The 16677-nt window shown below is 68.7% G+C and carries 17 protein-coding genes and 1 other annotated feature; of the genes, 11 read left to right on the top strand and 6 right to left on the bottom strand.

The genetic code is table 11. The features are described 5' to 3' along the window. Nucleotides 1-28: 28 nt before the first annotated feature. On the top strand, nt 29-1093 hold the full coding sequence (gene mutY, locus ACW173_RS05105; RefSeq protein WP_492083795.1) for an A/G-specific adenine glycosylase: 1065 nt from the start codon (nt 29-31) through the stop codon (nt 1091-1093). On the opposite strand, the gene ACW173_RS05100 is transcribed toward mutY, so the two are convergent. Together ACW173_RS05100 and rnhB are read right to left on the bottom strand one after the other, a co-directional pair. After that, nucleotides 1090-2166, bottom strand: a complete 1077-nt coding sequence (locus ACW173_RS05100; protein WP_492083794.1) for a site-specific DNA-methyltransferase — start codon at nt 2164-2166, stop codon at nt 1090-1092. The two genes, mutY and ACW173_RS05100, sit on opposite strands and share 4 nt — an antisense overlap. A gap of 138 nt (nt 2167-2304) precedes the next feature. Beyond that, nucleotides 2305-2943 (bottom strand): ribonuclease HII, encoded by a 639-nt coding sequence (rnhB, locus tag ACW173_RS05095; RefSeq protein WP_492083793.1) that lies wholly within the window; start codon nt 2941-2943, stop codon nt 2305-2307. Between the two features lie 119 nt (nt 2944-3062). Here rnhB and ACW173_RS05090 point away from each other — a divergent pair, with 119 nt between their 5' ends. From ACW173_RS05090 to ACW173_RS05075, 4 genes are all read left to right on the top strand, one after another. Beyond that, the gene (locus ACW173_RS05090) at nt 3063-5054 is read left to right on the top strand and encodes an acyltransferase family protein (protein ID WP_492083792.1); all 1992 of its coding nucleotides are present in this window, start codon (nt 3063-3065) and stop codon (nt 5052-5054) included. Beyond that, entirely contained in the window at nt 5051-5947 is an 897-nt protein-coding gene (locus ACW173_RS05085; protein WP_492083791.1) for a glycoside hydrolase family 16 protein, read from the top strand. The genes ACW173_RS05090 and ACW173_RS05085 overlap by 4 nt, the downstream gene beginning before the upstream one ends. Nucleotides 5948-5991: 44 nt before the next feature. Further along, on the top strand, nt 5992-6534 hold the full coding sequence (locus tag ACW173_RS05080; protein WP_492083790.1) for a hypothetical protein: 543 nt from the start codon (nt 5992-5994) through the stop codon (nt 6532-6534). A gap of 71 nt (nt 6535-6605) precedes the next feature. Then, nucleotides 6606-7214, top strand: coding sequence for a DsbA family protein (locus ACW173_RS05075; protein WP_492083789.1), 609 nt, complete (start codon nt 6606-6608; stop codon nt 7212-7214). 70 nt (nt 7215-7284) lie between these two features. On the opposite strand, the gene ACW173_RS05070 is transcribed toward ACW173_RS05075, so the two are convergent. The 4 genes from ACW173_RS05070 to ACW173_RS05055 form a co-directional block, all read right to left on the bottom strand. Further along, on the bottom strand, nt 7285-7971 hold the full coding sequence (locus tag ACW173_RS05070; RefSeq protein ID WP_492083788.1) for an alpha/beta fold hydrolase: 687 nt from the start codon (nt 7969-7971) through the stop codon (nt 7285-7287). After that, nucleotides 7968-8297 carry an alpha/beta fold hydrolase gene (locus tag ACW173_RS05065; RefSeq protein WP_492083787.1) on the bottom strand — a complete coding sequence of 110 codons (330 nt, stop codon included), beginning with the start codon at nt 8295-8297 and terminating at the stop codon, nt 7968-7970. Before ACW173_RS05065 ends, ACW173_RS05070 begins: the two co-directional genes overlap by 4 nt. Nucleotides 8298-8325: 28 nt before the next feature. Further along, the gene (locus tag ACW173_RS05060; protein ID WP_492083786.1) at nt 8326-9354 is read right to left on the bottom strand and encodes a winged helix-turn-helix domain-containing protein; all 1029 of its coding nucleotides are present in this window, start codon (nt 9352-9354) and stop codon (nt 8326-8328) included. Between the two features lie 86 nt (nt 9355-9440). Continuing rightward, a complete protein-coding gene (locus ACW173_RS05055; RefSeq protein WP_492083785.1) occupies nt 9441-9668 on the bottom strand; it encodes a hypothetical protein in 228 nt (75 codons plus the stop codon). Between the two features lie 97 nt (nt 9669-9765). After that, nucleotides 9766-9819: a sequence feature (sul1 is cis-regulatory element that is thought to sense ions involved in sulfur or methionine metabolism; They are found in Alphaproteobacteria), on the top strand. 49 nt (nt 9820-9868) lie between these two features. Here ACW173_RS05055 and ACW173_RS05050 point away from each other — a divergent pair. From ACW173_RS05050 to ACW173_RS05025, 6 genes are all read left to right on the top strand, one after another. Further along, nucleotides 9869-11350, top strand: coding sequence for a SulP family inorganic anion transporter (locus ACW173_RS05050; RefSeq protein WP_492083784.1), 1482 nt, complete (start codon nt 9869-9871; stop codon nt 11348-11350). Between the two features lie 298 nt (nt 11351-11648). Continuing rightward, nucleotides 11649-11969 (top strand): STAS domain-containing protein, encoded by a 321-nt coding sequence (locus tag ACW173_RS05045; RefSeq protein WP_492083783.1) that lies wholly within the window; start codon nt 11649-11651, stop codon nt 11967-11969. Next, on the top strand, nt 11966-12331 hold the full coding sequence (locus tag ACW173_RS05040; protein WP_492083782.1) for a response regulator: 366 nt from the start codon (nt 11966-11968) through the stop codon (nt 12329-12331). The genes ACW173_RS05045 and ACW173_RS05040 overlap by 4 nt, the downstream gene beginning before the upstream one ends. Further along, complete coding sequence (locus tag ACW173_RS05035; protein WP_492083781.1) at nt 12328-14319, top strand: chemotaxis protein CheA; 1992 nt, start codon at nt 12328-12330, stop codon at nt 14317-14319. The genes ACW173_RS05040 and ACW173_RS05035 overlap by 4 nt, the downstream gene beginning before the upstream one ends. 14 nt (nt 14320-14333) lie before the next feature. Beyond that, complete coding sequence (locus ACW173_RS05030; protein ID WP_492083780.1) at nt 14334-14834, top strand: chemotaxis protein CheW; 501 nt, start codon at nt 14334-14336, stop codon at nt 14832-14834. A 14-nt stretch (nt 14835-14848) separates the two neighbouring features. Beyond that, entirely contained in the window at nt 14849-16666 is a 1818-nt protein-coding gene (locus tag ACW173_RS05025; RefSeq protein ID WP_492083779.1) for a methyl-accepting chemotaxis protein, read from the top strand. Nucleotides 16667-16677 lie beyond the last annotated feature (11 nt).

Here is a 16677-nt window from a genome sequence, read left to right as displayed (position 1 = left end):
ACGGGCCGTTCGCGGTAGGCGAGGGAAGATGAAACCCCACCCCCTTTCTGGTCGTGACGCCATCCGCTCGGCCCTGCTGGCCTGGTACGACGCCCAGGCCCGTAACCTGGCCTGGCGTACGGGACCCGCCGACCGCCGCGCGGGCGTGCGTTCGGATCCCTACCGCGTCTGGCTGTCGGAGGTGATGCTGCAGCAGACCACCGTGCCGCACGCCACGCCGTATTTCCTGAGCTTCACCCAGCGCTGGCCGACGGTCTCGGATCTGGCGGCGACCCCGGACGGCGACCTGATGGCCGCCTGGGCGGGGCTGGGCTACTACGCCCGCGCTCGCAACCTGCTGGCCTGCGCCCGCGCGGTGGCCGACGAGCACGGCGGCGTCTTTCCGGACACCGAAGAGGGCCTGCGGGCCCTGCCGGGTGTCGGGGCCTATACCGCCGCCGCCGTGGCCGCGATCGCCTTCGATCGCACCGCCAATGTGGTCGATGGCAATGTCGAGCGGGTGATGTCGCGGCTGTTCGCCGTCGAGACCCCACTGCCGGACTCAAAGCCGGAATTGAAGGCCCTGGCCGGCGATCTCGTCACCGAGGAGCGGCCCGGCGACTGGGCCCAGGCGCTGATGGACCTGGGCGCGACGGTCTGCAGGCCCAAGGCCCCGCTGTGCGACCGCTGCCCGATCTCCACTTGGTGCGCGGCCTTCGCCACGGGCGCGCCCGAGACCTATCCCCGCAAGACCAAGAAGGCCGAGCGCCCGCGCCGCCACGGTGTCGCCTATGTCTTGGTGCGCGGCGATGACATGGCCCTTGTCCGTCGTCCGCCCAAGGGCCTGCTGGGCGGCATGCTGGGCCTGCCGACCAGCGACTGGCGCGCGACGCTATGGACCGACGCCGAAGCGATCGCCGCCGCGCCCGTCACCGCCGTCTGGCGTGACCTAGGCGCGGTCGAGCACGTCTTCACCCACTTCTCCCTGACCCTGAGGGTGTTCACCGCCCAAGGCGCCAACGACGGCGATTTCGTCTGGACGCCGCGCGAGGGGCTGGGCGCGCTGCCCAGCGTGTTCCTGAAGGCGGCCTTGGCGGGCGAGCGGCTGCTCTAGTTCATCCCCGCCCGCACCTGGGCCCGCAGGACGTCGATCGGCGCCAGGCCCGCGTCGGTCTTGAAGTGCCAGTAGGTCCAGCCGTTGCAGGCCGGGGCCGATTGCACCAGGGCGCCGATCTTGTGGATCGAGCCCGACAGGTCGCCGACCGTGATCGAGCCGTCGGGGCGGACCTTGGCGGCGTGGTTGCCCTTCGAGCAGTAGAGGGTGTCGCCCGGCGACAGCAGGCCGCTCTCGACGATGGTGCCGAACGGCACGCGCGGCTCGGCGCGCTTGCTGCCCATGACGTCCAGGTCTTCGGGCGCGATCGGCACGACCTTGGCGATGCGGGCCTTGGCGTGTTCGAGATATTCGGCCTCGCGCTCGATGCCGATGAATTTGCGGCCCAGGCGCTTGGCGGCCGCGCCCGTGGTGCCGACGCCGAAGAAAGGATCCAGGATCACGTCGCCCGGCTTGGTCGTCGACATGATCACCCGGTAGAGCAGGGCTTCCGGCTTCTGGGTCGGATGAGCCTTGGCGCCATCGGCGCCCTTGATGCGCTCCTCGCCGGTGCACAGCGGGATGGTCCAGTCCGAGCGCATCTGCACCTCGTCATTGGCCATCTTCAAGGCGTCGTAGTTGAAGGTGTAGCGCTTGGCGTTTTGGCTCTTGGAGGCCCAGATCAAGGTCTCGTGGGCGTTGGCGAAGCGGGTGCCCTTGAAGTTGGGCATCGGGTTGGACTTGCGCCAGACGATGTCGTTGAGGATCCAGAAGCCCAGGTCCTGCACGGCCACGCCAACGCGGAAGATGTTGTGATAGCTGCCGATCACCCAGATCGCGCCGTCGTCCTTCAGCACGCGGCGAGCGGCCTTCAGCCACTCGCGGGTGAACTTGTCGTAGGCGGCGAAGCTCTCGAACTGGTCCCAGTGGTCGTCGACCGCGTCGACCTTGGAATTGTCGGGACGCAGCAGGTCGCCGCCCAGTTGCAGGTTGTAGGGCGGATCGGCGAAGATCAGGTCGACCGACTTCTCCGGCAGGGCGTTCATCTGCTCGATGCAGTCGCCCAGGATGATGGTTTCCGGCCCGAACTTCATGGTCCCGCGTCCCAATAAAAGAGAACGGAATCATGAGTCTTGCTGGTAAATGCCGCGTGAGCAGACGTGGTTAGCGAGGCGTTAACTAGGGCCCGAAGCGTCCATTTGAGTCTAATCGGACTCAAAACCTGTGGGCAATCAGGCTTCTAGCGCGTCGCCCGACATCAGTTCGCCGGCAAGGGCGGCCTTCACCGGGGCCCAGCCCATGCGGTGGATCGGCGAGGGGCCCAGCTTGCGCAGGCCTTCGACGTGAATGGGGGCGTGATAGCCCTTGTGGCCTGCGAAGCCGTAGCCGGGATAGACCGCGTCCATCTCGACCATGATCCGGTCGCGGGCCTCCTTGGCCAGGATCGAGGCGGCGGCGATCGAGCACGACAGGCTGTCGCCCTTGACCACGGTCTTGATCGGGCAAGGCAGCTTGAAGGCGTAGTTGCCGTCCACGAGCGCGATGGTCGGGGTCACCGACAGGTCCTGGATGGCGCGGCACATGGCCAGGCCGGCCGCGTGCAGGATGTTGAGCCGCGCGATCTCCTCGATCGAGGCCATGCCGACGCCCCAGGCGATGGCGACGGCCTTGATCTCTTCCTCCAGGGCCGCGCGGGCCTTGGCGGTCAGCTTCTTGGAGTCATTGAGGCCCTTGGGCACGCGGTCGGGATCCAGGATCACCGCCCCGGCGCTGACCGGTCCGGCCCAGGGGCCGCGCCCGGCCTCGTCCACCCCGCAGACCGGTCCCGGTCCGCAGGCCAGTTCCAGCATCATGTCGGGTCCGGCGCGCATGGCCGCTGTTTAGGCGCGTTCGATGATCCGGAAAAGAAGTTTACGCACGTAATAATTACGCTTGACGCCACGCGCCTCCACGGTTCAGCTGATTACGAGTGTAAATCAGTGGGGCGGGCATGAGCAGCGAGCTGGGCTATCGGCGGGACATCGACGGGCTGCGGGCCGTGGCGGTGGTGGCCATCGTCATCCACCACGCCTTTCCGAGCCTGCTGCCGGGCGGCTTCATCGGGGTGGACGTCTTTTTCGTGATCTCGGGCTATCTGATCACGCGGTTGATCGCCGGCGCGCGGGACGGCGGGACCTTCTCGTGGGGCGGGTTCTATCTGCGGCGGGCGCGGCGGATCGTGCCGGCCTATGTGCTGGCGGTGCTGGTCACGGCGGCCTTGGCGGCGGTGATCGAGATGCCGCGCCTGCTGGCCATGACCGGCGCGGCGACCGCGGCGTCGGGCCTGTTCCTGGCCAATATCCTGTTCACCCAGACCGCCGGCTATTTCGCGCCGGGCGCCCAGCAGAACCCGCTGCTGCACCTGTGGTCGCTGGGCGTGGAGGAGCAGTTCTACCTGGTCTGGCCGGCCCTGATCGCGCTGCTGTCGTGGAAGCGTCTGCGCGGGGCGCGGGCGACCCTGGCGCTGGTGCTGCTGATCGCCTCGCTGGCGCTAGCCCAGGCGATGGTGGCCAACACCTGGGCGTTCTTCGGCCTGCCGACGCGGGCCTGGGAGTTCCTGGCCGGCGGGGTGCTGGCCCTGGGCCTGGTCAAGCCGCCGCAGGACCGGACCACGGCCAATCTCGCGGGTGTCATTGGCGGGCTGATGATCGCTGGCGGCCTGGCCTTGCTGAGCGAGGCCAGCGTCTTTCCGGGACTGTCGGCGGTCCCGGCCTGCCTCGGCGCGGCGCTGCTGGTCTGGAGCGGATCGGGCGCGACGCCGGGCCTGGCCGTGCTGCGCCTGTCGCCGGTGGTCGGTCTGGGGCGGATCTCCTACTCGCTGTATCTCTGGCACTGGCCGCTGCTGGTCCTGGCGGCCGATGTCGCCCAGCAGCCGCTGAGCGGGCTCCAGCGCCTGGGCCTGGTCGGCGCGGCGCTGGTCCTGGCGATCGTCAGCTGGCGGTTCGTCGAGCAGCCGTTCCGGCGCGGCCCGACCGATCGCCCCTGGCGGCGCCTGGGCCTGATGTTGCTGCCCTTGCTGGCCCCGATCGCCGTGGGCGCGCTGCTGTTCTTCAGCCACGGCCTGCCGGGCCGGCTCTCCCCCGCCGCCAAGGCCCTGGCCGACCTGGAGGAGACCGACGTCAATCCGGCCCGCGAGGCCTGTTTCGAAAACGCTCGCACGGCCAAGCCCGAGGACTGCCGCTTCGGTGCGGCCCTTGGGGTGGAGGGCGACGACGTTCTCGTCTGGGGTGACTCCCACGCCGACGCCCTGACCCCCGGCGTCGTGGCCTGGGCGGTAGCGCGCGGCTGGAGCGTCCGCGAGGTCGCGCGGGGCGGTTGCCCGCCGCTGGTCGGCGTGACGGTCCGGACGATGTACCGCTTCAAGCTGGAGTGCGAGGCGGCCGCCGATCAGGTCCTCGCTCGCATCACCGGCGACAAGCGGCTGAAGTTGCTGGTGCTGTCGGCCCGCTGGCCGCTCTACCGCGACGCGCCGCCGTACTACGACGTCAACTCGCCGCGCGTGACCATGCGGCTCGGCGGCAGGCGCACGAGCCTGGGCGCGCCGCTCGGGCGCACCCTGAGCGCCATCGCCAAACGCCGACCCGACATCCGCGTGCTGATCGTCGGTCCGTTTCCGGAGCTCACTCTGGGCGCGCCCGAGTGCCTGGGCCAGTCCGCTCAGCTGCGCCTGCCGCGGGGGCTCTGCGCCAGCGTCGCCGCGGAACCGCCGCTGTCGCGGGCCTTGCCGGCCGAGGACGCCATCCGCGCCGCGATCCAGGATCGCCGGCGCGTGGCGGCGGTCTTCCCGTCCCAGACCTTGTGCGCCAGTGGCCGGTGCCTGGCGATGATGGACGGGGAGCCGATCTATTTCGACGACGACCACCTCAGCGCGTCCGGCGCGCGGCGGCTGGTCCCGGCCTGGCTTGACGTAGGGTGGGAGGCGCTTGAGCATCCCGGGTCATGACCCTCAAAGCCCTCCTCGCCGCCATCGCCCTGCTGTCCGTCGCCGCGCCTGCCTTTGCCCAAGACGGCTGGAAGCTGGTCTGGTCCGACGAATTCGACGGTGATCGTCTGGATCCGGCCAAGTGGACCCGTGCCGCCGACTGTGGCGGTGGCGGCAATGACGAGCGCCAGTGCTACGACGTCAGTCCCGAGACGGTTTGGGTCAAGGACGGCCTGCTGCGGCTGACCACGATCAAGCGCAAGACGCGGGGCCTGGCCAATCCGTGGGCCGGTCCGACCGGGCCGATGAAGACCGGCGACTATGCCTCGGGCAAGATCCTGACCCAGGGCCTCGCCAGTTGGCGATACGGGCGGTTCGAGGCGCGGGCGCGGGTCCCCGCCGGCCAGGGCGTCTGGCCGGCGATCTGGATGATGCCCGAACTCTCGACCTATGGCGGCTGGCCCAAGTCGGGCGAGATCGATATCCTGGAGACCGTGAACCTGGGCGCGCCCTGCGAGCGCTGTGAGGGCGGCCGCGAGAACCGGATCTTCGGCACGATCCACTTCGCCGGCGACGCCGCCGGGACCCATAAGCAAGTCAGCACGGGCGCGCCGATGCCGGCTTCCGCGGACGGTTTCCACGTCTATGGGGTCGAGTGGACGCCCGAGGCGATCACCTGGTTCGTGGACGGACAACAATACGCTCAGGCCAAGGCGGCCGACTGGAAGCGCGATGACCAGGAGCCCGAAGAGAAGGGAGGCGGTCCCGCGCCGTTCGACCAGCCCTTCCACCTGATCCTGAACCTGGCCTTCGGCGGCCGTTGGCCCGAGGGCGCCAACGCCAAGGGTATCGACGAGACGGCCCTGCCGGCGACCATGGAAGTCGACTGGGTGCGGGTCAGCCAGCGTCCCTAGTGGAAACAGCCCGGGCGATCTAGAAGCGGGCCGGGGGATCTTTGATGACGCTGCTGACCAACGCCGTGCCGCTTTTGTGGTTGATCGCCTCGGCCGGGGCGTTTTTCCTGGTGTTCAAGCCGCAGTCGCGCTGGCCGGTCGTCGCCACGCCGGCGCGGGCGCTGCTGGTGTTCGTGTCGGTGTTCCTGGCCGGCGGCTCGCTGACCGCCGTGACGCGGCCAGGCGATGCGCCACCGCCCAAGCCGGCCCAGGTCGCGCGGCCCGCGAACCTGCCCGATCCGATCCTGGTCCGCGCCCATCCCGAAAGCTACCTGACCCTGGGCCGCGTCACGATCATCCGAAGCAAGACGGGCTCCGTGCTGGCCACCGGGGCGGCCACCAACACCACGGGCCTGCCGATCCGCGACCCCGAGGTCTCGTGCCTGATGCTGAGCGGCGACGTGTCGCCGGGGACCGTCTCGGCCGTGATCCGCGAGACCGTGCCGGCGGGGGGGCAGCTGATCTTCGCCGCGATCGACCTGGGCCGGGCCGATGGGCCGTGGGATCGATGGGAATGCAAGATCGTCAAGGCGCGGGTCGCCGGCTAAGCCAAGGGCGCGCGCTTGCGGCGGATGCAACGTTTCGTATGGTGGCGTTCTGTCCTGGGAGAGCTGACCTGATGCGCGGTGTGAAGTTCGCGGTGGCCACGGTGATGGCCCTGAGTCTGGCGGCGTGCGGCCAGCCCAAGACGTTTCAGGCGCTGCCGGACGACATGGAGATGGGCGATAAGAACGCCAAGATCACCGTCGTCGAATACGCCTCGGTCGGTTGTCCCATCTGCGCCCAGTGGCAGAAGGACGTCTGGCCGGCCTTCAAGGCCAAATATGTCGACACGGGCAAGGTCCGATACGTGTTCCGCGAGATGCTGGTCGGGGGGACCGAAGAGGTGACCGTGGCCGCGGGCGGCTTCCTGCTGGCGCGCTGCGCGGGCAAGGACAAGTATTTCGCCGTCAACGACGCGATCTTCGCCGCCCAGCCGGCGATCTTCTATTCGCCGCGCGAGACCCTGTCCGACATCGCCAAGTCGGTGGGCATGAGCGAGGCCCAGTTCGAAAAGTGCGTCAGCGACGAGGCCCAGATGACGGCTCTGAACACGCGGGTCCAGAACAACGCCAAGACCCACGAGGTCAACGCCACCCCGACCTTCGAGATCAACGGCCGCAAGATGGAGCCGGGCTACCACGCTCTGGCCGAGATCGACGCGGCGATCGAGAACGCTGGGAAGTAGCGGGTTTCGAGCGTTCCAGCGGCTACCGTGATCCCGTCGGCGGATACGGCGGTCTGCCTGACCAAACAGGTTAGGGCGCGAGCGGACTTGCGCGAGACAGCAGGGTCTCGATTTCCCGCGATACGATGTCCGGGTGGGAATTGAACACGTCGTGGTCGGCGCCGTCGATCTCCAGGATCCGGGCCGCCGGATGGGCGGCGCGATAACGGCCAATCTGCTCGTGCCGCCACTTAAGCTTCAAGGCCTCGTCGGCGCGCTCTTCGGGCGTCAGGTTCGGCTCGGGGCTGGGGAGGGCGAAGATGGCCAGGACCGGGATGCCGGTAACGGCGGGAAACTTCTCCATGTTCTGGCGGGTCATGAGCTTGGAGAGCGGAGCGGGCGGGCCCTCCGCCAGGCCCTTGGAGAGCAGGCGCCGCCGCTCGGCCGCCGTGCGGATGTCGGTCGCAAGATCGACCAGGTCCTTGGTCAGCACCTGGTCGTAGATTCGGGCGGCGTCTTCCTTGGAGCCGAATCGCGCCGCCTGCAGCTTGTCGCGCAGCTCCGTCAGGTCGACCTCGACATTGTAGGCGTCCGGATTGGCGTTGGCCGGCGCATAGAAGGCGTAGCCATAGGCCGCGTCCAGATAGACCAGGGCCGCGACGCGGTCGGGATAGTGGCGGGCGACGCCGCTGAGCTCCGCGCCGCCCAGCGACCAGCCGGCCAGCGTCACCTTCTGGAGCTTCAAGGCGTCCAGCACCTCGACGTCGTCGCGGGTCACAGGGTGTGGGCTTCGGGGTTCTTGGGCGGCGTGTCCGACTGGCCCAGCCCCCGCCGGGTGACGGCGAAGACCCGGTGGTGGGCCGCCAGGCGCGGAGCGAAGGCGTCGAAGTCATGCGCCGTCCGGCCGCCGCCGGAGATCAGCAGGATCGGGGATCCCTGGCCGCCATAGTCCAGCACCTCCAGCTTCACGCCGTCGCTGGTGGTGATGAAGCTGGCCTTGTGCGCGGTGGCGTCGGCCGGCGGCGGGTCCGACTGAACGGCCGCGCGGGCGATTGAACAGGGCGCCATCAGCACCGCCACGGCCAGCACGATCGAGCGCGACACGACGTCTCTCCGGATTTCCAAAGCTGTCTTAAGTCCTCCGCCGCCGCGCCCACAGCATCGCCCCGACCAGGCCGGCGGCGAACAGGGCGCCCTCCAGGGCTCCGGTCACGGCCTGGCTCAGCGGGCCGAAGCCGGGTTCGCCGAACAGGCCGCCGATCGTGGCCAGCTTCAGGCGCGAGTCCGGGAAGCTGCGAGCCAGCAGGTCCAGGCTGCCGCCCAGCAGCCGTCCGCCCAACAAAGGGATGACCAGGCCCGCGACGCCGCCGACTCCAGCGGCCGCGGCGATCCGGCGGCCGCCCGAGGTCTTGCCGGCCAGCCAGGCGCCGAGGCCGACCGCGCCGCCCAGCAGCACGCCCTCGCCGCCGCCGGTGACGCCCTGCGGCGCATGGCCCAGCAGCAAGGTGAAGGCGTCCAGGCCCAGCATCTTGACGACGGCTCCGACCAGCAGCCCACCGACCGCGCCGCCGAACGGCGCGCGCCACCAGGGGCGACCGGGCGCGAACTCGGCCAGGGCGATGCCGAACGCCACGCCCGCGCCGCCCAGCAGGGCGACCACGACGGTGACGCAGAGCAGGACCGTCAGGGCCGAGACGGCGCTGGCGCCGGCATGGGTCGCGCTGGCGAAACCATAGGCCAGGCCGCCGATCGCGCCGGCCGCCACGGCGCCCAGGGTCCCAGCGCCGCCAAGTTGCAGCACGAGTCGCCAGTCCGCCACCGGACGATCCGGGACCGGAGCGCCTTCCGCCTCGATCGGCGCGATGAACCGGTAGCCATGTTTGGGCACGGTCTGGATCAGTCGGGGCGCGCCGGCGTCGTCGTCCAGCAGCTTGCGCAGGGTCCGGACGCATTGGGTCAAGGCTTCGTCGGTGACCGGAACGCCCCGCCAGACCTCGTCCAGGAACCTTTCCTTGGTGACCAGCTTGCCCTGCTCGCGGACCAGGAGCGCCAGGGCGTCGAAATAACGGGCGTTCAGCGCCAGGACGACGCCGTCCCGCACCAGCCGGCGGTCGGCCAGGTCCAGCGTGAAGCGGTCGAAACGGTAGCTGTCCGGAGCCAAGGTCGCCTCGCAGAACCTCCGAACAGACACGGAAGCCGAAGCGGGAGACTCCCGCATAGGCGCGGGAAAGGCAATGCGGCGGGCGGTTAGGCCAGCGGTGGTTCGTCGTTCTCCGGCGAACCTTTCACCGGCTCGGCCGCCTCGATGGCGTGCTTGGCGGGTGGATCCATCACGGCGCCGAAGCCCAGCAGGACCGAGGCGAGCATCAAGCCACCCTTGGCCTTGGCGCCGAGCCCTCGGGCGAGCCAGGCGACCAGCGGCGCCAGCGCCAAGAACGCGACGACGGCGAGAAGGTATTGGACCCAGACAGCCATGGCTTCTTAGGTGGGGGCGCGTGCGGGCCGCGCCAGACCCCGCCGTCGCCCGAGGGGCTTGTCCGCTACGATCAAATCCGGCATGGGCACGACACACAACGGATCCGGCGCTGTCGGATGGCTATCCTGGGCGCCGATCCCCCGGGGAACTGGATCGGCGTTGAGCCCTGCTCGCGCCGTTCGAAGACCGACAGACGTTCATGACCTTTCTTGCCTCGATGCGTGAGCAGTGGCTCGCCAATCCGCGTCGCGACCTGCTGGCCGGCACGGTGGTCGCCCTGGCCCTGATCCCGGAGGCCCTGGCCTTCGCCTTCATCGCCGGCGTCGATCCCTCGGTGACGCTGTACGCGTCGTTCATCATCGCCATGACCATCGCCTTCGTCGGCGGCCGACCGGCGATGATCTCGGCCGCGACCGGGGCGATGTCGTTGCTGATGGGCGGGCTGGTCCGTGATCACGGGGTCGAGTTCCTGTTCGCCGCCAGCCTGCTGACCGGCGCGATCCAGGTCGTCATCGGCGTGCTGCGGCTGGGCCGCTACGTGAAGTTCGTGTCGCGCTCGGTGATGAGCGGCTTCGTCAATTCGCTGGCGATCCTGATCTTCCTGGCCCAGACGCCGCAGCTGATCGGCGCCAACTGGCAGACCTTCGCCATGGTCGGGACGGGCCTGGCGATCATCTATCTGTTCCCGCGTCTGACCAAGGCCGTGCCGTCCTCGCTGGTGGCGATCCTGGCGCTGAGCGCCCTGGCGATCGTCCTGGACCTGCCGGTGCGCGCTGTCGGCGACATGGGCCGCCTGCCGACGGTGCTACCGGGTTTCCACATTCCCGCCGTGCCTCTTACCTGGGAGACGCTGGCGATCATCGCGCCCGTTTCGCTGACGCTGGCCTTCGTGGGTCTGCTGGAATCCCTGCTGACCGCCAACCTGCTGGACGACCTGACCGACACGCCGTCGGACAAGGACCGCGAGACGCGCGGCCAGGGGATCGCCAACCTGGTCTCACCGCTGCTGGGCGGCATGGCCGGCTGCGCGCTGATCGGCCAATCGATCATCAATGTGAAGTCGGGCGGACGCGGCCGGCTGTCGACCTTTTGGGCCGGGCTTTTCCTGTTGATCCTGATCCTGGCGCTGCGCGACTGGGTCGCGCGGATCCCGATGGCCGCCCTGGTGGCGGTGATGATCATGGTGTCGTTCACCACCTTCGACTGGAACTCGGTGCTGAAGCTGCGCTCAACGCCCGTGCAGTCGACGATCGTGATGCTGGCCACCACCCTGACCGTGCTGGCCACTCACGACCTGGCCAAGGGCGTGGTGCTGGGCGTCCTGCTGAGCGTGTTGTTCTTCGCCCGCAAGGTCGGGAAGATGATCGCGGTCAACGAGGTCGACCAGGGCGACGCGGCTGCGCGCCGTTATGTCGTCGAGGGGCAGCTGTTCTTCGTGTCGGCCGAGCTGTTCGTGGCGGGTTTCGAGTTCCACGGTCATCCCGAGCGGGTCGAGATCGACATGAGCGGCGTTCGCCTGTGGGACGTGACCGGCGTCGCGGCCCTCGACAAGGTGATCTTCCGCTATCGCCGGCAAGGCGCGCGCGTGGATGTGATGGGCCTGGACGAAAGCGGCCTGGCCCTGGTCTCCCGGCTAGGCGTTCACGACAAGACGCCCGGGCGACCCGCCGCCGCGCACTAAGCCTGGTCCAGCCCCTCGGGCGCCGGGCTTGGGCGCGTTCATGCGGCCTTTTTCACGTTCGCCATCGATGCGTCATTCCGCCGCACTCGATCCGGCGAAAAGCACAACCGTCGAGGGTGTTTCCTGCTGGCGGCGGTCCCAGAGGTTCTCAAACCGCGCCTGAGCGCGCCGGGGCGGCAAATTGCCGCTCCGCCTCAGGTTGTCTCATTTACCCTAATTTAAGGCTGAAGCTCACAAAGTTTCCACAAGCGAATATTTCGCATAACGGCGATATATATTTGCGGCGGGGGCGACTGTATTGTCTGAGGTCGAAGAAGGAACGATTTCGTTCGCCGGTGAGGTAACGATTTCGAATATCGGCGATGCCCACGAGCAGATCAGTGGCTTGCTGCGCGAGCAGGATGCGGTGGTCATCAACGTCGAAGACCTGGCGGAGACTGACCTGGCATTCGTTCAACTCTTGGAATCCGCGCGTCTCAAGGCGCGCCAAACCGGGGTCGGCCTGTCGCTGAACAAGCCGGCGGGCGGCGCTCTATTGGAAGTCCTGCGGCGCGGCGGGTTCCTTGATGACGAAACCTCCGACCGCGCCAAGTTCTGGCTTCAAGGAGCTGCTCAATGACCGCCATCCTCACCGTCGATGACTCCGCCTCCATCCGCCAGGCGATCAAGATCGCCCTGAGCGGCGAGGGCTACGCCGTGACCGAGGCCGTCAACGGCCAGGACGGCCTGGACAAGGGCAGCGCCGGCGGCTTCGATCTGATCGTCACCGACCTGAACATGCCGGTCATGGACGGCCTGGCCATGATCCGCGCGCTGCGCCAGCGCCCGGCCGGCGCGGGCGTGCCGATCCTGTTCCTGACCACCGAATCCGACGCCGAGATCAAGGCGCAGGCCAAGGCGGCCGGCGCGACCGGCTGGCTGACCAAACCCTTCGACCCCGAACAGCTGGTCCGGGTCGTCAAGAAGGTCCTCGCCAAGTGAGCGGCCAGGATCCCGTCGAGATCTTCCGCCAGGAAGCCCAGGAGCTGTTCGAGGACATCGAGCAGGGCCTGCTGGACCTGGCGCACCGTCCTGGGGATCGTGATCTGGTGGACGCGGTGTTCCGCGGGCTCCACACCCTGAAGGGCTCGGGCGCCATGTTCGGCTTCGACGCCCTGGCCGCCTTCACTCACCACTGTGAAACCGCCTTCGACCGCGTCCGCAAGGGCGAGGTCGCCGCCACGACCGAGCTGGTCGGCGCCGTCCTGGCCTGCCAGGATCATATGCGCGCCCTGGCCGAGGGCCGTCCCGCCGAGCAAGCCACGGGCGACGCCCTGCTGGCCGAGCTGCACCGTGTGGTCGCCAGCGCTGGCGACCCGGCCGCCGCGACCGCCGCCGCAGTCGCGCCCGCCGCGCCGGGCCTCAACACCTGGCGCGTGACGTTCAGCCTGCCGGCCGACGCCCTGGTCAACGGCACCCGCCCCCTGCCGCTGCTGGACGAACTGCGCGAGCTGGGCGAGTGCACGGTCGTCGCGCTGACCGACGCCGTTCCCGATTTCGACGTCCTGGTCCCGACTGAGTGTCACCTGGCCTGGGACGTGACCCTGGTCACTCCTCACGGTCGCGACGCGATCGAGGACGTCTTCATCTTCGTGATCGACGACATGACCCTGGAGATCCAGGATCTGACCGCCGCGCCGCCTGAAGCCGTCGATCAGGCCGTCGCCGAGGCTGTCGTCGACGCCGCTCCGACCGCCGTCGTCTCGCAAGTCGCCGCGCCCGAGGCCGCCAACGAAGGCCGCGCGGCCAAGGCCGGCGGCGACACCGTCCGCGTCCCGGCCGAGCGCCTGGACGAGATGATGGACCGGGTCGGCGAACTGGTCATCGCTCAGTCGCGCCTCAAGCAACTGGCCGCCAGCAGCAGCGACATCGCCCTGCGCGCCGTCGCCGAGGAGATCGAACGCCTGGCCGCCGAGATGCGCGACACCATGATGGTCGTCCGCATGGTGCCGATCGCCCAGCTGTTCGGCCGCTTTCGCCGCCTGATCCACGACCTGGCCCGCGACACCGGCAAGACCATCGAGCTCTCGACCGAGGGCGAGGCCACCGAGCTGGACAAGACGGTGATCGAGCGTCTGGCCGATCCCCTGATCCACCTGATCCGTAACTCGGCCGACCACGGCCTGGAGACCCCCGAGCAGCGGCTGGCGTCTGGCAAGCCCGCGACCGGCCACATCGTGCTGGCCGCCCGCCAGTCGGGCGCCGAGGTGGTGATCACCATCACCGACGACGGCCGCGGCGTCGATCGCGCGAGGGTCCGCGCCAAGGCCGAGGAAAACGGTCTGATCCAGCCGGGTCAGGTATTGAACGACAACGAGCTGCTGCAGCTGATCTTCGCGCCGGGCTTCTCGACCGCGGCGGCGATCACCAACCTGTCGGGTCGCGGCGTCGGCATGGACGTCGTCAAGAAGACCATCGAGGGCCTGCGCGGCGCGATCGAGATCAGCAGCACGCCGGGCCATGGCTCGGTGGTGTCGCTGCGCATCCCGCTGACCCTGGCGATCATCGACGGCCTGCTCGTGCGGGTCGGTTCCAGCCGCTACGTCATCCCGCTGTCCTCGGTCGAGGAATGCGTGGAGCTGCCGGTCGAGCAGGACCTGCGTTCGGCGGGCCGCAGCCTGATCACCCTGCGCGACCAGCTGGTGCCGTTCATCCGCCTGCGCCAGATGTTCGCCACGGGCCTGGCGCCCGATCCGCACCAGAAGATCGTCGTGGTCTCCACGGGCCAGGAGCGCGTGGGCCTGGTCGTCGACCAGATCCTGGGCGACCACCAGACCGTCATCAAGCCGCTGTCGCCCTTCCACGCCGATGTCGGCGCCTTCTCGGGCGCGACGATCCTGGGCGACGGGGGCGTGGCGCTGATCCTCGACATCGGCTGCCTGGTGGCGGCCGGTCAACGCCAGGACGCGCAGTTGCGCGCCGCCAGCTGAGAGGGCTCCAGGCCATGAACACCGAACTCTCCGCCGGTCCGATCGAAGCCCTGACCTTCGACCTCCATGGCGAGACCTTCGCTCTCGAGGCCAGTCTCGTGCGCGAGGTGCTGGACCTGCTGCCCGAAACCGGCGTGCCCGGCGCGCCGGCGTTCGTCGGCGCCGTGATCAACTTCCGCGGCCGGATCATCCCGCTGATCGACCTGCGCGTGGCTTTCGACATGGACGTCCGTGAGCCGACCATCGACAGCCGCATCGTCGTCATCGAGCACGCCCTGGACGGCGAGCCGACCCTGATCGGCCTGCGCGCCGACAAGGTGCACGAGGTCACCGCCATCCACCGCGACATCACCGAAGAGGCCCCCCGCGTCGGCCTGCGATGGCGCGCGGACTTCATCCGTCTGCTGGCCCGCCGCGACGGCGACGTGATCGTCATTCCCGACCTTGCCCAAATCTTCGCGGCGCGCGGCCAGTCGACCGCCACCGTCACCCCCATCAACGTGCTGCAAGCCTGAGCCGGAATCCCACCATGCGCTTCACGATCAAACTCAAGCTCGGCCTGGCTTTCGGTCTCGTGACGCTGCTGGCCGCGGTGATGGCGCTAATGGGCGTCGCGGAACTGGCCTCGCTCAACACCGCCATCACCAAGCTGATGGATGGGCCTGTCGCGCAGGCGCGGGTCGCCAATGATCTCGTCGACGACGTCAATGCCGTCCTTCGCAACGAGAAAAACATAATCATGACCACCGAGACGGCGAAGATCGCGGACTATGACTCCAAGATCTTGGCGTATCGCGTCCGGGTCGACAGCCAGCGCCGCGAACTGCTGCCCATCGCCAGTCCGGAAATCAAAGAGCAGTTGGCCAAGATCGACGAGGTTTGGCCGCAATACGTCGCGGTTCAGGACGAAATGCGCGCCCTGGCCAAGATCAACACGCCCGAGAGCAACGCGCGAGCCGCGGACCTGTCGATGGGGCTGGGCCGCGAGCACTACGGCAAGATCGTCGAGGCGATCAACGTCATCACCAAGAGCGCGGACGAGGCGGTCAAGCGGGTCGATGCCGAGACCAACAAGCAATACGCGAACGCGCGGCTGATGCTGCTGACGGCGGCGGGCCTGATCCTGGCGATCTCGGCCGCGGCCGGTGTCTGGATCTCGCTCAACGTCTCGCGAGGCCTGTCGCGCGCCATCGGCCTGGCCAAGGCCGTGGCGATCGGCGATCTGAACAACAACGTCGAGGCCGTCAGCAATGACGAGGTCAAGGACCTCATGGACAGCCTCAACGTGATGACCGCCAATCTGCGCGAGACCGCCGAACTGGCCGACAAGGTGGCCGATGGCGATCTGACCGTCCAACCCAAGCCCCTGTCGGACAGGGATACCTTGGGTCAGGCCTTGGAGAGGATGGTCGAACGCCTGCGGGGCGTGGTCTCGGACGCCATTTCGGCTTCGGAGAACGTCTCGGCGGGCAGCCAGGAACTTTCGGCCGCCTCGGAACAGGTGAGCCAGGGCGCGACCGAACAGGCCTCGTCGGCCGAGGAGGCCTCGGCCTCGATGGAAGAGATGGCCGCCAACATCAAGCAGAATGCCGACAACGCGGCCCAGACCGAGAAGATCGCCCGCCAGTCGGCGATCGACGCGGAAACCTCGGGTCAGGCGGTGAACAAGGCCGTCGACGCCATGCAGACGATCGCCGAGAAGATCACCATCGTGCAGGAGATCGCGCGCCAGACCGACCTGCTGGCCCTGAACGCGGCGGTCGAGGCCGCGCGGGCTGGCGAGCACGGCCGCGGCTTCGCCGTCGTCGCCTCGGAAGTGCGCAAGCTGGCCGAGCGCTCGCAGACCGCCGCCGCCGAGATCAGCGCGGTGTCGTCCGACACCGTCAAGGCCGCCCAGTCGGCGGGCGAGATGCTGACCACCCTGGTGCCCAACATCCGCAAGACCGCCGAGCTGGTCTCCGAGATCAGCGCCGCCTGCCGCGAGCAGGACATCGGCGCCAGCCAGATCAACGAAGCCATCCAGCAACTGGACAAGGTCACCCAGCAGAACGCTTCGGCGTCCGAACAGATGTCGGCGACCTCCGAGGAACTGGCCGCCCAGGCCGAGGAGCTGCAGACCTCGATCGCCTATTTCCGCCTGTCGAACAGTGCTTCGACCGCGAGTCGATCGTCGGCTCCGGTCGTCCGTCTGCCGGCCCGCGCCGCCAAACCGGTCTCGAGCAAGGCCGCGAGCCGCAAGGCCGCGCCGCGCGTCGTGGCCGCCCAGCAAGCCCGCGCCAACGGCTTCGCCCTGGACCTGAGCCAGGGCGGCCCGGACGCCGACGACCGCCAATTCACCGAATACTGAGCCTCGACCCA

The sequence above is a fragment of the Caulobacter sp. ALps2 genome (assembly GCF_058681635.1).
Note: the sequence above shows the minus strand (reverse complement) of the source record. Positions and strands in the feature narration are given on the sequence as shown.

Bases quoted from the DNA above. Each gene is read 5' to 3' on its own strand.
- ACW173_RS05080 (WP_492083790.1), top strand. From the start codon at position 5,992: ATGACGCTGCTGACCAACGCCGTGCCGCTTTTGTGGTTGATCGCCTCG.
- ACW173_RS05075 (WP_492083789.1), top strand. From the start codon at position 6,606: ATGCGCGGTGTGAAGTTCGCGGTGGCCACGGTGATGGCCCTGAGTCTG.
- mutY (WP_492083795.1), top strand. From the start codon at position 29: ATGAAACCCCACCCCCTTTCTGGTCGTGACGCCATCCGCTCGGCCCTG.
- ACW173_RS05025 (WP_492083779.1), top strand. From the start codon at position 14,849: ATGCGCTTCACGATCAAACTCAAGCTCGGCCTGGCTTTCGGTCTCGTG.
- ACW173_RS05085 (WP_492083791.1), top strand. From the start codon at position 5,051: ATGACCCTCAAAGCCCTCCTCGCCGCCATCGCCCTGCTGTCCGTCGCC.
- ACW173_RS05050 (WP_492083784.1), top strand. From the start codon at position 9,869: ATGACCTTTCTTGCCTCGATGCGTGAGCAGTGGCTCGCCAATCCGCGT.
- ACW173_RS05055 (WP_492083785.1), bottom strand. From the start codon at position 9,668: ATGGCTGTCTGGGTCCAATACCTTCTCGCCGTCGTCGCGTTCTTGGCG.
- rnhB (WP_492083793.1), bottom strand. From the start codon at position 2,943: ATGCGCGCCGGACCCGACATGATGCTGGAACTGGCCTGCGGACCGGGA.
- ACW173_RS05100 (WP_492083794.1), bottom strand. From the start codon at position 2,166: ATGAAGTTCGGGCCGGAAACCATCATCCTGGGCGACTGCATCGAGCAG.
- ACW173_RS05040 (WP_492083782.1), top strand. From the start codon at position 11,966: ATGACCGCCATCCTCACCGTCGATGACTCCGCCTCCATCCGCCAGGCG.
- ACW173_RS05090 (WP_492083792.1), top strand. From the start codon at position 3,063: ATGAGCAGCGAGCTGGGCTATCGGCGGGACATCGACGGGCTGCGGGCC.
- ACW173_RS05030 (WP_492083780.1), top strand. From the start codon at position 14,334: ATGAACACCGAACTCTCCGCCGGTCCGATCGAAGCCCTGACCTTCGAC.